We start from the raw sequence: 13,572 nt of genomic DNA, 5'->3' as shown, positions 1-13,572 counted from the left end.
ATATTTCGAGTTATTCGAACCTGGAGTATGACAAGATCCACACAGAAGGAGTTGAGTTAACCATGTTAACAGTGATTGCAGAAATCCGTACCCGCCCGGGCCAGCACCACCGCCAGGCGGTTCTCGATCAGTTCGCGAAAATTATTCCGACCGTTTTGCAGGAAGCCGGCTGCCACGGCTATGCGCCCATGGTGGATCATGCCGCTGGCGTCAGCTTCCAGACCACCGCTCCTGACTCTATCGTCATGGTGGAGCAGTGGGAAAGCGTCGCGCATCTTGAAGCGCACCTGCAGACCCCGCACATGAAAGCCTGGTCGGAAGCGGTCAAAGGCGATGTGCTGGAGACCAACATCCGTATCCTGCAGGCCGGCGTCTAAGCCCGCTGACGCAGAAACGAAATAAGAAAAGGGAGCCTGAGGCTCCCTTTTACGTCTGGCGCAGCGCGCGGTCTTACACTTCCAGGTCCGCCATATCGCCCTTCTCCTGCAGCCAGTTGCGACGATCTTCGGAACGCTTCTTGGCCAGCAGCATATCCATCATCGCCGTGGTCTGCTGCTCATCCTCATCGCTGATCACCAGCTGCACCAGGCGGCGGGTATTCGGGTCGAGGGTGGTTTCCCGCAACTGCATCGGGTTCATCTCGCCGAGACCTTTAAAGCGCTGGACGTTTGGCTTGCCCTTCTTACGCTTCAGCTGCTCCAGCACGCCGGTTTTTTCTTCTTCCGTCAGCGCGTAGTAGACCTCTTTGCCGAGGTCGATACGGTACAGCGGCGGCAGCGCCACGTAGACGTGCCCCTCTTTCACCAGAGTACGGAAATGTCTCACAAACAGCGCGCACAGCAGCGTGGCGATGTGCAGACCATCGGAGTCCGCATCCGCCAGAATACAAATTTTGCCGTAGCGCAGCTGGCTTAAATCATCGCTATCCGGGTCAATCCCAATCGCCACCGAAATGTCGTGTACTTCTTGCGAAGCTAACACTTCATCGGAAGAGACTTCCCAGGTATTCAGGATCTTGCCTTTCAGCGGCATGATCGCCTGATATTCACGATCGCGCGCCTGCTTGGCTGAACCGCCCGCCGAATCCCCTTCGACGAGGAACAGCTCGGTACGGTTCAGATCCTGGGCGGTGCAGTCGGCCAGCTTACCCGGCAGCGCCGGACCGCTGGTCAGCTTTTTGCGCACCACTTTCTTGGCGGCGCGCAGACGGCGCTGGGCGCTGGAAATGGCCATCTCCGCCAGCAGCTCCGCGGCCTGCACGTTCTGGTTCAGCCACAGGCTGAAGGCGTCTTTCACCACGCCGGAGACGAACGCCGCGCACTGGCGCGACGACAGGCGCTCTTTGGTTTGCCCGGCGAACTGCGGATCCTGCATCTTCACCGACAGCACGTAGGCGCAGCGATCCCAGATATCTTCCGCCGACAGTTTCACCCCGCGCGGCAGGATATTACGGTACTCGCAGAACTCACGCATCGCGTCCAGCAGCCCCTGACGCAGGCCGTTGACGTGCGTCCCGCCCTGCATGGTCGGGATCAGGTTGACGTAGCTCTCGGTCAGCAGCTCGCCGCCTTCCGGCAGCCACAGCAGCGCCCAGTCCACCGCCTCCGTCTCGCCGGAGAAGGTGCCGACGAAGGGTTTTTCCGGCAGCAGCGGCAGGCCGTTCACCGCTTCGCTCAGGTAGTCGTTAAGGCCATCGGCATAGCACCAGCTCTGCTCGCTGTTGTTGACCTGGTCGCGGAAAACAATTTCCACGCCCGGGCACAGCACCGCTTTCGCTTTTAACAAGTGGGTCAAACGCGAAACGGAGAAGCGCGGGCTATCGAAGAAGCTTTCGTCCGGCCAGAAATGGACGCTGGTCCCGGTGTTGCGTTTACCGCAGGTGCCGGTGACGTGCAGGTCCTCTACTTTCTCACCATTCTCAAAGGCGATGCTGTAGACCTGACCGTCGCGACGCACGTTGACCTCCACGCGTTTTGACAGGGCGTTGACCACCGAAATCCCCACCCCGTGCAGACCGCCGGAAAACTGGTAATTTTTGTTGGAAAACTTACCGCCCGCGTGCAGCCGGCAGAGGATCAGTTCAACCGCCGGCACCCCCTCTTCCGGGTGAATGTCGACCGGCATCCCGCGCCCGTCGTCAATCACCTCAAGGGACTGGTCGGCGTGCAGGATCACTTCCACGCGTTTGGCATGGCCTGCCAGCGCTTCGTCCACACTGTTATCAATCACTTCCTGACCAAGATGGTTAGGACGGGTGGTGTCGGTATACATGCCCGGACGGCGGCGCACCGGCTCTAGCCCGGTGAGTACCTCAATGGCATCAGCGTTATATGAAGATTGCGTCATGGTGTGTATTCGTAGGTCGTTCAGGGCCGTTTAGCGCAGGCCGAGAAATTCGATAATCTGAGTGAAATGATCGTCAAAGCCGACAAATGCGTGATTACCGCCCTCCTCCACCGTCTGCCGGCAGGAGGCGTAGTAATGAACGGCCTGGCGGTAATCAAGCACTTCATCCCCGGTCTGCTGCAGCAGCCAGAGTAAATCCGGCGCTTCGAGCGGGTCGATTTGCATGACTTTGAGATCGTAAATATGGCGAGACTCTAGCACATATTGCTGCCCGGTGTATGGATTCTCATTGTGGCCGAGAAAATTGTTCAGCAGCTCAAACGGCCGCACCGCCGGGTTAACCACTACCGCTGGCAGCATAAAGCACTGCGACAGCCAGGTCGCGTAGTAGCCGCCCAGCGACGACCCTACGACCCCCAGCGGCTCGCCGCCGTGCTCCAGCACGATGGACTCCAGCAGCTCCGCCGTTTCCGCCGGGTAAGGCGGCAGCTCCGGCACCACCATGGCGATCTCAGGATAGTGCTGCGCCAGCCAGGTCTTTAACGCCGTCGCCTTCGCCGAGCGCGGAGAACTGTTAAAGCCGTGCAGATAAAGGAGCGTCGCCATCAGTAGCCTTCTGAAGCAATATCCGGATGAAACGCCGCGCCTTCCAGGCGGCACACTTCGGTGGTCAGTGTTCCGTCAGGGTGAAGCTCCAGCCAGCGCCAGCCCGGCGACACCGTATCTAGGGTGAAATTGGCGCAGTGCGGTTTGAACTGAACGCAGGTCGACGGCGTCGCCATCATACGTCGGCCATTCCAGTCGAGATCCAGCTCCTGATGAATATGGCCGCACAGCAGATGCTTCACCCGCGGCCAGGCGCTCAGCGCGCTGTCCAGCGCGCCGGCGTTGCGCAGACTGTGTTGATCCAGCCAGCTGCAGCCGGCCGGCAGCGGATGATGATGCAGCAGGAGTAAGGTATAACGCTCCGGCGCCTCCGCCAGCTTATGTTCGAGCCATTCCAGCTGGAAGTCGCTCAGCTCGCCATGGGGAACGCCAAACACCTGGCTGTCCAGCAGCAGGATCTGCCAGTGGTCGCCGAGAAACACGCGCTTGGCGGGGGAAATGCCCGACTCCTGCAGGGTGCTGTACATCGCCGGCTGGAAATCATGGTTGCCCGGTAGCCAGACGCAGGGTGCAGCGAAACTCGCGATGCCCTCAGCAAAATGCTGGTAGGCCGCGGAGGAGTGATCCTGCGCCAAATCGCCTGTTGCGACAATCAAATCGCATGGACGCTGTGAGGCATGAATGGCCGACAGTACGGCCTGATAGCTTTCCCAGGTATTGATGCCTAACAACGTTTCATGTTTTTCAGCAAACAGGTGAGTATCAGTAATTTGTAAGATCCTGACTCTGGCCTCACCAGCCAGAGGTAGGTTTAACAGGCTTTCCAAATGGTGTCCTTAGGTTTAACGACGCTAACAAACCGGAATCGCCATCGCTCCATGTGCTAAACAGTAACGCAGCCAGTCGGCCAGAAACTGGTTAATTTGATGCTTTTCGTCGCGTTGATGCAACTTTTTATTAGGATAATCATATCGCGCTTTGAAGCGAAAGATCTGCTGACTCGAACACACTTCGGCCACCATGGCGTCATGGTAGAGGCGAACGGTCATCGACGGCAGACTCCAGTAGCTCACCGCTGGCAGAGTCTGCTCTATCGCCACCAGAGTAGTGTAGCGGGTTGATTCCGTTATCGTTAACCGATATTGCGCGCTTCCCACCTGATAGCTCACCTTCTCACCCGCTGCATCCGTTCGCGGCAACAGGCGGCGCAACTGGGCGAAATTGGTCTCGCACAGGCGCATCATCTCAGGGAAGTCAGGTGTATAACGCTTCATTTTGTCCACTCGTTTCGTAAATTGTGATAATGCAATTGCAGCCATTGCAAGGCGATGACAGAGGCTGCGTTGTCGATTTTCCCCTCTTCTACCCACTGGTAAGCCTGCTCCCGGCTCACCACATGCACCCGAATATCCTCATTCTCCTCGGCCAGGCCGTGAATGCCTTTTGCCGTCGATGCATCAACTTCGCCCACCAGGATCGATAACCGTTCGCTGGTGCCGCCAGGACTGGCCAGATAGCTTAATATTGGTTTCGTCCGCCCAACTTCAAGGCCGGCCTCCTCCAGCGCTTCCCGACGGGCGACATCTTCTACCGTCTCACCCGCCTCGATCATGCCGGCGACCATTTCCAGCAGCCAAGGGCTCTCGCTGGTATCATAGGCGGCGATACGGATTTGTTCGACCAGCACCACTTCGTCCCGCACCGGGTCAAAGGGTAGCAAGACGGCGGCATGCCCGCGCTCAAAAATTTCACGGGTGACTTCGCCGCTCATGCCGCCGTTAAACAGACGGTGGCGAAAACGGTATAAATCGAGCGAAAAAAAACCACGATACAGCGTTTCGCGTGCAATAATTTCTACATCATTTTTGGAGAAGGTAATTCCCTGGTGAATGGGTTTGCTCATTGTCATGTCCTGCTAATCCGAAATGAGGGATTTCCAGACCGTTTGGCTACCGTTTTACGGTCCGTATGTTAGATTGGTGCAAATTACCGCCGGATGGCACGTAACGCCAACTTTTTACGGCGGCAGAATCGATACAATCAGCGGAATTTTTCTTAGAATTAGACCAGCGCTAAATGCTTCACAACAAGGAATGCAAATGAAGAAATTGCTCCCCATTCTTATCGGCCTGAGCCTGACCGGGTTCAGCGCCATGAGCCAGGCGGAAAACCTGCTTCAGGTTTACCAGCAGGCGCGCATCAGCAACCCCGATCTGCGTAAATCGGCAGCCGATCGTGACGCCGCGTTCGAAAAGATCAACGAAGCGCGCAGTCCATTACTGCCTCAGCTCGGGCTGGGAGCGGATTATACCTATACCAGCGGCTTCCGTGATTATAAAGACCAGAATTCTAACGTCACCAGCGGCTCGCTGCAGTTAACGCAGGTTCTGTTTGATATGTCGAAATGGCGCGCCCTGACGCTGCAGGAAAAAACGGCAGGCATTCAGGATGTCACGTATCAGACCGATCAGCAAACGCTGATTCTGAATACCGCGACGGCCTACTTCAAAGTGCTGGCCGCCATCGACACGCTCTCTTATACCGAAGCGCAGAAACAGGCAATTTACCGCCAGTTGGATCAAACCACCCAGCGCTTTAACGTCGGTCTGGTGGCGATCACCGACGTGCAGAACGCCCGTTCACAATACGACGCCGTGCTGGCGAACGAAGTGACCGCGCGTAACGATCTCGACAACGCCGTGGAAGAGCTGCGCCAGGTTACCGGCAACTACTACCCGGAGCTGGCCTCCCTGAACGTAGACGGCTTCAAAACCAGCAAACCGCAGGCGGTGAACGCCCTGCTGAAGGAAGCGGAGAACCGCAACCTGTCGCTGCTGCAGGCGCGTCTGAGCCAGGATCTGGCCCGCGAGCAGATTCGCCAGGCGCAGGACGGCCATTTGCCGACCCTGGATTTGAACGCCTCGTCGGGCGTTTCCAACAACCGCTACAGCGGCTCAAACAGCATCGCGCAAGATGCTGATATCGGTCAGAACAAAATCGGCCTGAGCTTCTCCATGCCGCTGTATCAGGGCGGGATGGTTAACTCGCAGGTTAAACAGGCGCAGTACAACTTCGTCGGCGCCAGCGAGCAGCTGGAAAGCGCTCACCGCAGCGTGGTCCAGACCGTGCGTTCTTCGTTTAACAACGTGAATGCCTCTATCAGCAGCATCAACGCCTACAAACAGGCGGTGGTCTCTGCGCAAAGTTCCCTGGATGCGATGGAAGCTGGCTACTCGGTGGGTACCCGTACTATCGTTGACGTCCTCGACGCCACCACCACGCTGTACAACGCCAAACAGCAGCTCTCGAATGCGCGCTACAACTACCTGATCAACGAGCTGAACATCAAGTCGGCGTTAGGTACGCTGAACGAGCAGGATCTGGTCGCCCTGAACAACACCCTGGGCAAACCGATCTCCACCTCCGCGGACAGCGTCGCGCCGGAAAATCCGCAGCAGGATGCCACTGCCGACGGTTACGGCAACACGACCGCGGCCGTGAAGCCGGCGTCTGCACGGACGACGACCCAAAGCAGCGGCAGCAATCCGTTCCGTCAGTAATTCTCATACTGTGACGCGCATCGCCTGTCCGCCGGACAGGCGATGCGTTAAACGTAAGGCAACGTAAAGATCCCCCGCTTAGCGCCCCTCTTCGCTTCATTTTCCACCACTCATCCTCTATCCTGAGCGTTAACACACGCCATACCACTGGGTCCTGGAAGACAAATATGAAACGGACAAAAAATATTAATCATTCGTCGTTCCGCAAAAGCTGGAGCGCACGCCACCTGACGCCGGTCGCCCTGGCCGTCACCGCGGTCTTTATGCTTGCCGGTTGTGAAAAAAGCGACGAAACGGTCTCGCTGTACCAGAACGCCGATGACTGCTCCGCCGCCAACCCGGGCAAAGCAGCCGAATGCACCACGGCCTACACCAACGCGGTAAAAGAGGCAGAGCGCACCGCGCCGAAATATGCCACCCGCGAAGACTGCGTCGCCGAGTTTGGCGAAGGCCAGTGCCAGCAAACGCCTGCCCAGGCGGGCGTCGCCCCGGAAAACCAGGCGCAGGCGCAAAGCAGCGGCAGCTTCTGGATGCCGCTGATGGCCGGCTACATGATGGGCCGCCTGATGGGCGGCGGCATGGCGCAACAGCAGCCGCTGTTCAGCTCCAAAAACCCGGCCAGCCCGGCCTACGGTCAGTACACTGACGCCAGCGGCAAGAGCTATGGCGCCGCCCAGCCGGGCCGCACCATGAACGTGCCGAAAACCGCGATGGCGCCGAAGCCAGCGACCACCACCACCGTCACCCGCGGGGGCTTCGGCGAGTCGGTGGCGAAGCAGTCGACCATGCAGCGTAGCGCCGCAGGCTCCACCTCCTCTTCTCGCTCAATGGGCGGCTAAGCAACATGGAAAGAGTCAGCATTACCGAGCGCCCGGACTGGCGCGAGAAAGCGACCGAATACGGCTTCAACTTCCACACCATGTACGGCGAGCCCTACTGGAGCGAAGAGGCTTATTACAAGCTGACCCTCGCCCAGGTGGAAAAGCTGGAGGAGGTCACCGCCGAGCTGCATCAGATGTGTCTTCAGGTGGTGGAAAAAGTGATCGCCAGCGATGAGCTGATGGCCAAATTCCGCATCCCTAAACACACCTGGGGCTTTGTGCGCCAGTCGTGGAAAACCAACCAGCCGTCGCTCTACTCGCGTCTCGACCTGGCCTGGGATGGCGTCGGCGAGCCGAAGCTGCTGGAGAACAATGCCGACACGCCGACCTCGCTGTATGAAGCGGCATTTTTCCAGTGGATCTGGCTGGAAGACCAGCTCAACGCCGGCAAGCTGCCGGCGGGCAGCGATCAGTTCAACAGCCTGCAGGAAAAGCTAATCGATCGCTTCGGTGAGCTGCGCGAGCAGTTTGGCTTCCAGCTGCTGCATATGGCCTGCTGCCGCGATACCGTTGAAGATCGCGGCACCGTGCAATATCTGCAGGACTGCGCCGCCGAGGCGGGGCTGGCGACGGAATTCCTCTACATCGAAGATATTGGTCTGGGTGAAAAAGGCCAGTTTACCGATCTCCAGGATCAGGTGATTGGCAACCTGTTCAAGCTCTATCCGTGGGAGTTTATGCTGCGGGAGATGTTTTCCACCAAGCTGGAAGACGCCGGCGTCCGCTGGCTGGAGCCTGCGTGGAAGAGCATCATCTCCAACAAAGCGCTGCTGCCGATGCTGTGGGAAATGTTCCCTAATCATCCGAATCTGCTGGCGGCTTACTTCAGCGAAGATGCCCATCCGGAGATGGAGAAGTACGTCATTAAGCCAATCTTCTCCCGCGAAGGCGCCAACGTGTCGATCGTTGAGAATGGCAAAGTTTTGGAAGCCGTGGAAGGCCCGTACGGAGAAGAAGGCACAATCGTGCAGGAATTTTACCCGCTGCCGAAGTTTGGTGACAGCTACACGCTGATTGGCAGCTGGCTCATCAACGATCAGCCCGCCGGGATCGGCATTCGTGAAGACCGGGCGCTGATTACCCAGGATCTGTCGCGCTTCTATCCGCACATTTTCGTCGAATAATGTCGCGCTCCGGCGACGATACCGCCGCCGGAGCACAATCTATCAGGCGCCAACCACCACCGACAGCATACTCAACGAGCCCATCTCGATGCCATCGACCGGGGTCGAAATCGCCTCAACGCCATCCCACGCCCCCAGGACGTATAACAGCGGCAGGAAATGCTCCGCCGTTGGGTTGGAGAGCGAACCCCCTTCATGTGCCAGGTAGTTAACCAGCGGGTGCTGATCGTCCGGGCCCTGCCACTGCAGATTCGCCTTCACGTAGTTGTTGAAGGACTCCGCCCACGGATACGGCGTGTTCTCGCCATGCCAGCGGGCGGTACGCAGGTTATGCACCACGTTGCCGCTGGCCACCAGCATAATGCCTTCATCACGCAGCGAGGCCAGCTTCCGCCCCATTTCGAGATGCCAGGCCGGCGGTTTGGTGCTGTCGATGCTCAGCTGAACCATCGGGATATCCGCCTGCGGATACATCTTAATCAGCACGCCCCATGAACCATGGTCAAATCCCCAGGCTTCTTTATCGAGGGTAACCGGCACCGGCGAGAGCAACTCCACCAGTCGTTGCGCCAGCGCCGGGGAACCCGGAGCCGGGTAATGAGTGTCATACAGCGCCTGCGGGAAGCCGCCGAAGTCGTGAATGGTCTTCGGGGCCTCCATCGCCGTCACGCCCGTACCGCGCGTGAACCAGTGCGCAGAGACCACCACGATCGCTTTCGGACGCGGCAGGGTTTCGCCCAGGTGAGCCCAGGCGCGGGTATAGCGATTGTCTTCCAGCACGTTCATTGGGCTGCCATGGCCGAGGAACAACGCGGGCATTCGGGTACGGGACATGATGATATCCTTAGGGTGTCAATCTGATGTACTCACATTACGCGCTTTTGCGCCAGGATAAACTCAGATAACCATGATGATGATCGTCAGAAAATTTGAATGTAATTCGCGGTAAAGGGAGCTGTCCCGTACGCGCATCCTCAGGCAATATACTCGTATGCACTTATTTTCGCAGGGAGAGAAGCGATGTCATCACCCTTAATATTGACGCTGTTAGCCGGTAGCGCAACCTTTATTGGCGCCATATTCGGCGTGATTGGCCAGAAACCCTCTAACCGCCTGCTTGGCTTCTCCCTCGGCTTTGCCGCCGGGATCATGCTGTTGATTTCGTTGATGGAAATGCTGCCTGCCGCGCTGGCCGCCGAGGGCATGTCGCCGCTGCTCGGCTACGGAATGTTTGTTGTCGGCCTGCTGGGCTACTTTGGTCTCGATCGCCTGCTGCCGCACGCCCATCCGCAGGATCTGATGACCCCCGCCGCGCCGCGGCCGCGCAATTTACGCCGCACCGCCATTTTGCTGACGCTGGGTATCAGCCTGCATAATTTTCCGGAAGGCATCGCCACCTATGTCACGGCCAGCAACAACCTCGAGCTTGGCATGGGAGTGGCGCTTGCCGTCGCCCTGCACAATATTCCTGAAGGTCTGGCGGTTGCCGGGCCGGTATATGCCGCTACCGGATCGCGCAGCAAGGCGGTGCTCTGGGCCGGTCTTTCCGGCATGGCGGAGATTTTAGGCGGCGTGCTGGCGTGGCTGATTCTGGGCAGCCTGGTCTCGCCGCTGGTCATGGGCGCGATCATGGCCGCCGTCGCCGGGATTATGGTGGCGCTGTCGGTCGATGAACTGATGCCGCTGGCAAAAGAGATCGATCCGCAAAGCAACCCGAGCTATGGCGTCCTGTGCGGGATGTCGGTGATGGGGCTGAGCCTGGTGGTGCTCCAGACGATGGGCATCGGTTAAGGCACAGAAACAATACAGCCCACTAAAAAGTGGGCTGTTTTCACTGGCGTTGTCAGCCGCTGATTAGCTGGCTTTACGCTCATGTTCGCGACGATAGGCCACCAGATCTTCAATCGTGACCACTGCCATATTGTGCTGCTGAGCGAACTTGATGCACTCCGGCGCGCGGGCCATAGTGCCATCGTCATTGGTCAGCTCGCACAGCACGCCTGCCGGTTTGAAGCCGGCGAGGGTCACGAGGTCGATAGTGGCTTCGGTGTGGCCGCCGCGGGTCAGTACGCCGCCCGGCTGCGCCCGCAGCGGGAAAACGTGGCCAGGACGGTTGAGATCGGAAGGTTTCGCGCCGTCGGCAATCGCCGCGCGGACGGTGGTCACGCGGTCGGCAGCGGAAACGCCGGTGGTCACGCCTTCGGCCGCTTCGATGGTGACGGTAAAGCCGGTGCCGTAGGCGCTGGTGTTGTTCTCCACCATCATCGGCAGATCCAGCTGTTTACGGCGATCTTCGGTCAGGCACAGGCACACAATGCCGCTGCCGTGACGAATGGTCAGCGCCATCTGCTCTACGGTCATGGTTTCGGCGGCGAAAATCATATCGCCTTCGTTTTCACGGTCTTCATCGTCAAGCACCATCACGCCGCGGCCTTCGCGCAGGGCGTTTAAAGCGTGTTGCACACGTTCAAAAGCGGTACCAAAAGAAGAAAGGAGCGTCTGATTCATGGTAAAAAAACCTCATTAAAATTATGGTTACCAGAATCAGGGCAGTCTTAGGAGCGCCGGTTTAGCGGCAAAAGTCAACGCGAGCGGGCCTGGGCCCGACTGTGCCGTTACTCTCTCCCATCCGGACTTTAACCGTCGGCCCCGGAATTACACCGGATCTGCTGACCTTCCCGTAGTCACGGGAAGCGCTCGCGGGCTTTCAACGCCATGGTTGATTTACCGCCGGTGGGGAATTTCGCCCCGCCCTGAGAATAAGCGAGATAACTATAACGCTATTGACTATCCTCGGCAATGCATAAGCTTCAAACATTTCTGGTTTATAGGCGGCCTGGTTCGCACTACAATGATCAATCATCCGACCCGAGCAGGAAACCACCATGATTGACCCGAAAAAAATTGAACAAATCGCCCGCCAGGTCCATGAGTCGATGCCAAAAGGACTTCGCGATCTGGGTGAGGATGTTGAGAAGAAAATCCGCCAGGCGCTGCAGTCGCAGCTGACCCGCCTGGATCTGGTTAGCCGCGAAGAGTTTGACGTGCAGACTCAGGTTCTGCTGCGGACCCGCGAAAAACTGGCGCTGCTGGAACAGCGCCTGAATGACCTTGAAAACCGCCCGGCGACGACGCCTGGCAGCGAAGAGCAGCAGTAAAAAAACGGGCCCTCAGGGGCCCGTTTGCGTTGGCTTAGTGTGCGGCTTCCGCCGGGCTGTTCACCTGACGACAGTACAGTTCATAGCGCTGGCAAAACCATTCACGATGTTCTTCATCCATATTGCCGACGATGGCCTGAAGATCAACTGGCTGGCCCTGGGCGTGCATTCTGGCGAAACTCCGCGCCAAAAAATCAAAATTCTTCATTGAATACATATCGTTATGGTTCATGCGCATACTCCTTCAGCGGTGGATGTTCTGATCAGTCATATGCCTTTTACTCACTTCAGTATTTACGCTTACCTTAACGCCATTTGTACGAAAAATGCGCTTAATGTGATTATTTATTGCGCCAAATCATTTTCCACATCATTAAATAAAAACGGCCCGCGATATCGCTATCGCAGGCCGTGATGCCGCACCGTTCTGGTGGGTGAATAGCGAAACGGTTATTTTTCGCTATCTTTCTGTATTTTCTTAATAATGTTGGTGGTTGAGCACCCATCTTCAAAGTTGAGCACCAGCACTTCGCCACCGTTCGCCCAGACCTCTTCACTGCCGGCGATCTGTTCCGGTTTGTAGTCGCCGCCTTTGACCAGCAGATCCGGCAGGATCCCGGCAATCAGGCGCTGCGGTGTATCTTCTTCGAAGGAGACCACCCAGTCGACCGCCTCCAGCGCCCCCAGCACGATCATCCGCTGCTCCAGCGGGTTAACCGGGCGGGTTTCGCCTTTCAGACGTTTGGTGGAGGCATCGCTGTTGACCGCCACGATCAGACGGTCGCCCAGTTTGCGCGCATTCGCCAGATAGGAGACATGGCCGGCGTGCAGAATATCGAAGACGCCGTTGGTCATAACCACTTTCTCGCCGCGCTTGCGCGCTGCCGCAACCGCCTGTTTGAGTTCCTCTTCGCTCATCACGCCGAAGCCAGTCTCAGCCCGGCCGCGAACCGCATTTTCCAGCTCGACAGGAGAAACGGTGGAGGTCCCCAGCTTGCCAACCACCACACCCGCCGCGGCGTTGGCGAAATAGCAGGCCTCTTCCAGGGTATTGCCGGAGGCCAGGGTCGCCGCCAGCACGCCAATCACCGTGTCGCCGGCGCCGGTGACATCGTACACTTCCTGGGCCTGGGTCGGCATATGCAGCGGCGGACGCCCCGGCTGTAGCAGCGTCATCCCCTGCTCAGAGCGCGTCACCAGCAGCGCTGACAGTTCGAATTCGGCGATGAGCTTCATGCCGCGCTCAACGATCTCCGCTTCATTCTGGCACTTGCCCACCACCGCTTCAAACTCAGAGAGGTTCGGCGTGAGCAGCGTTGCGCCGCGATAGCGTTCGAAATCGGTACCTTTCGGATCGATCAGCACCGGCACGCCTGCTTCTCGGGCGAGCTTGATCATCGTCTGGACGCTGGTCAGCGCCCCTTTAGCGTAGTCCGAGAGAACCAGCGCGCCAATCGAGCCCAGCGCCTGTTGAATGCGCTCGTGCATCGGCTGCGGATCAACGCCGGAAAAGCCCTCTTCAAAGTCGAGGCGGATCAGCTGCTGATTGCGCGACAGCACCCGCAGCTTGGTGATGGTCGGGTGTGTCGGGACGGAGACAAAGTCGCACTTCACATTGACGTTGGCCAGCGCCTGGCTCAGCGCGCGGGCGGCGTCATCAATCCCGGTCAATCCCACCAGGCGCGACGTCGCCCCCAGGGAGGCGATGTTCATCGCTACGTTTGCCGCGCCGCCGGGACGTTCTTCGATATTTTCCACCTTCACCACCGGCACCGGGGCTTCCGGGGAAATACGACTGGTGGGGCCGTACCAGTAGCGGTCCAGCATCACATCACCCACCACCAACACTCCTGCACGTTCAAACTCCGGCAGCGTTACTTTCATGACTCTCTCCTGC

At 58.3% G+C, this 13,572-nt stretch carries 15 protein-coding genes, 1 pseudogene and 1 riboswitch; of the genes and pseudogenes, 7 read left to right on the top strand and 9 right to left on the bottom strand.

Translation table 11 applies throughout. From position 1 onward, the window contains the following. The first annotated feature begins 62 nt into the window (after window positions 1–62). On the top strand, window positions 63–377 hold the full coding sequence (locus tag ACLH1U_RS06935) for a putative quinol monooxygenase (RefSeq protein WP_023291029.1): 315 nt from the start codon (window positions 63–65) through the stop codon (window positions 375–377). A 73-nt stretch (window positions 378–450) separates the two neighbouring features. Here ACLH1U_RS06935 and parE read toward each other — a convergent pair whose 3' ends face one another. From parE to nudF, 5 genes are read right to left on the bottom strand one after another with little or no spacing between them, the layout of a single operon-like run. Then, the gene (gene parE / locus ACLH1U_RS06930) at window positions 451–2,346 is read right to left on the bottom strand and encodes a DNA topoisomerase IV subunit B (RefSeq protein WP_004205235.1); all 1,896 of its coding nucleotides are present in this window, start codon (window positions 2,344–2,346) and stop codon (window positions 451–453) included. A 30-nt stretch (window positions 2,347–2,376) separates the two neighbouring features. After that, a complete protein-coding gene (gene yqiA, locus ACLH1U_RS06925; RefSeq protein WP_004205236.1) occupies window positions 2,377–2,952 on the bottom strand; it encodes an esterase YqiA in 576 nt (191 codons plus the stop codon). Beyond that, the gene (gene cpdA / locus ACLH1U_RS06920; RefSeq protein WP_004205237.1) at window positions 2,952–3,779 is read right to left on the bottom strand and encodes a 3',5'-cyclic-AMP phosphodiesterase; all 828 of its coding nucleotides are present in this window, start codon (window positions 3,777–3,779) and stop codon (window positions 2,952–2,954) included. Before cpdA ends, yqiA begins: the two co-directional genes overlap by 1 nt. Window positions 3,780–3,803: 24 nt before the next feature. After that, window positions 3,804–4,226 carry a DUF1249 family protein gene (locus ACLH1U_RS06915; protein WP_004205239.1) on the bottom strand — a complete coding sequence of 141 codons (423 nt, stop codon included), beginning with the start codon at window positions 4,224–4,226 and terminating at the stop codon, window positions 3,804–3,806. Further along, window positions 4,223–4,855, bottom strand: a complete 633-nt coding sequence (gene nudF, locus ACLH1U_RS06910) for an ADP-ribose diphosphatase (RefSeq protein WP_004205241.1) — start codon at window positions 4,853–4,855, stop codon at window positions 4,223–4,225. The genes ACLH1U_RS06915 and nudF overlap by 4 nt, the downstream gene beginning before the upstream one ends. 196 nt (window positions 4,856–5,051) lie before the next feature. Between nudF and tolC the strand changes: the two genes are divergently transcribed. The 3 genes from tolC (at window position 5,052) to ACLH1U_RS06895 (ending at window position 8,517) form a co-directional block, all read left to right on the top strand. Then, the gene (gene tolC / locus ACLH1U_RS06905) at window positions 5,052–6,512 is read left to right on the top strand and encodes an outer membrane channel protein TolC (protein ID WP_032454074.1); all 1,461 of its coding nucleotides are present in this window, start codon (window positions 5,052–5,054) and stop codon (window positions 6,510–6,512) included. 167 nt (window positions 6,513–6,679) lie between these two features. Beyond that, window positions 6,680–7,351, top strand: coding sequence for a DUF1190 family protein (locus tag ACLH1U_RS06900; RefSeq protein WP_002916849.1), 672 nt, complete (start codon window positions 6,680–6,682; stop codon window positions 7,349–7,351). A gap of 5 nt (window positions 7,352–7,356) precedes the next feature. Next, the gene (locus tag ACLH1U_RS06895) at window positions 7,357–8,517 is read left to right on the top strand and encodes a glutathionylspermidine synthase family protein (RefSeq protein ID WP_023291031.1); all 1,161 of its coding nucleotides are present in this window, start codon (window positions 7,357–7,359) and stop codon (window positions 8,515–8,517) included. 42 nt (window positions 8,518–8,559) lie between these two features. On the opposite strand, the gene ygiD is transcribed toward ACLH1U_RS06895, so the two are convergent. Continuing rightward, on the bottom strand, window positions 8,560–9,351 hold the full coding sequence (gene ygiD / locus ACLH1U_RS06890) for a 4,5-DOPA dioxygenase extradiol (protein ID WP_004205244.1): 792 nt from the start codon (window positions 9,349–9,351) through the stop codon (window positions 8,560–8,562). Window positions 9,352–9,537: 186 nt separating this feature from the next. Between ygiD and zupT the strand changes: the two genes are divergently transcribed. After that, window positions 9,538–10,308: a zinc transporter ZupT gene (gene zupT / locus ACLH1U_RS06885; protein ID WP_023291032.1), complete on the top strand. Its 771-nt coding sequence runs from the start codon at window positions 9,538–9,540 to the stop codon at window positions 10,306–10,308. Between the two features lie 63 nt (window positions 10,309–10,371). Here the strand turns inward: zupT and ribB are convergent, their stop codons facing one another. Beyond that, entirely contained in the window at window positions 10,372–11,025 is a 654-nt protein-coding gene (ribB, locus tag ACLH1U_RS06880; RefSeq protein ID WP_411299155.1) for a 3,4-dihydroxy-2-butanone-4-phosphate synthase, read from the bottom strand. A 105-nt stretch (window positions 11,026–11,130) separates the two neighbouring features. Then, window positions 11,131–11,282: riboswitch (FMN riboswitch) on the bottom strand. Between the two features lie 120 nt (window positions 11,283–11,402). Here ribB and ubiK point away from each other — a divergent pair. After that, on the top strand, window positions 11,403–11,675 hold the full coding sequence (gene ubiK, locus ACLH1U_RS06875) for a ubiquinone biosynthesis accessory factor UbiK (RefSeq protein ID WP_004174355.1): 273 nt from the start codon (window positions 11,403–11,405) through the stop codon (window positions 11,673–11,675). Between the two features lie 34 nt (window positions 11,676–11,709). Here ubiK and glgS read toward each other — a convergent pair whose 3' ends face one another. Next, window positions 11,710–11,907 (bottom strand): cell surface composition regulator GlgS, encoded by a 198-nt coding sequence (gene glgS, locus ACLH1U_RS06870; protein WP_004205248.1) that lies wholly within the window; start codon window positions 11,905–11,907, stop codon window positions 11,710–11,712. Between glgS and ACLH1U_RS06865 the strand changes: the two are divergent. Next, window positions 11,899–12,045, top strand: a pseudogene (locus ACLH1U_RS06865) (hypothetical protein); the annotation flags it as partial. The gene glgS and the pseudogene ACLH1U_RS06865 overlap by 9 nt on opposite strands. Before the next feature lie 80 nt (window positions 12,046–12,125). On the opposite strand, the gene hldE reads toward ACLH1U_RS06865, so the two are convergent. Further along, window positions 12,126–13,559: a bifunctional D-glycero-beta-D-manno-heptose-7-phosphate kinase/D-glycero-beta-D-manno-heptose 1-phosphate adenylyltransferase HldE gene (hldE, locus tag ACLH1U_RS06860; protein ID WP_023291033.1), complete on the bottom strand. Its 1,434-nt coding sequence runs from the start codon at window positions 13,557–13,559 to the stop codon at window positions 12,126–12,128. Between the last annotated feature and the right edge of the window lie 13 nt (window positions 13,560–13,572).

Origin of the sequence: Klebsiella sp. 1SOBk5mer (assembly GCF_046603115.1) — a bacterium.
Classification (GTDB): Bacteria; Pseudomonadota; Gammaproteobacteria; order Enterobacterales; family Enterobacteriaceae; genus Klebsiella; species Klebsiella quasipneumoniae.
Note: the sequence above shows the minus strand (reverse complement) of the source record. Positions and strands in the feature narration are given on the sequence as shown.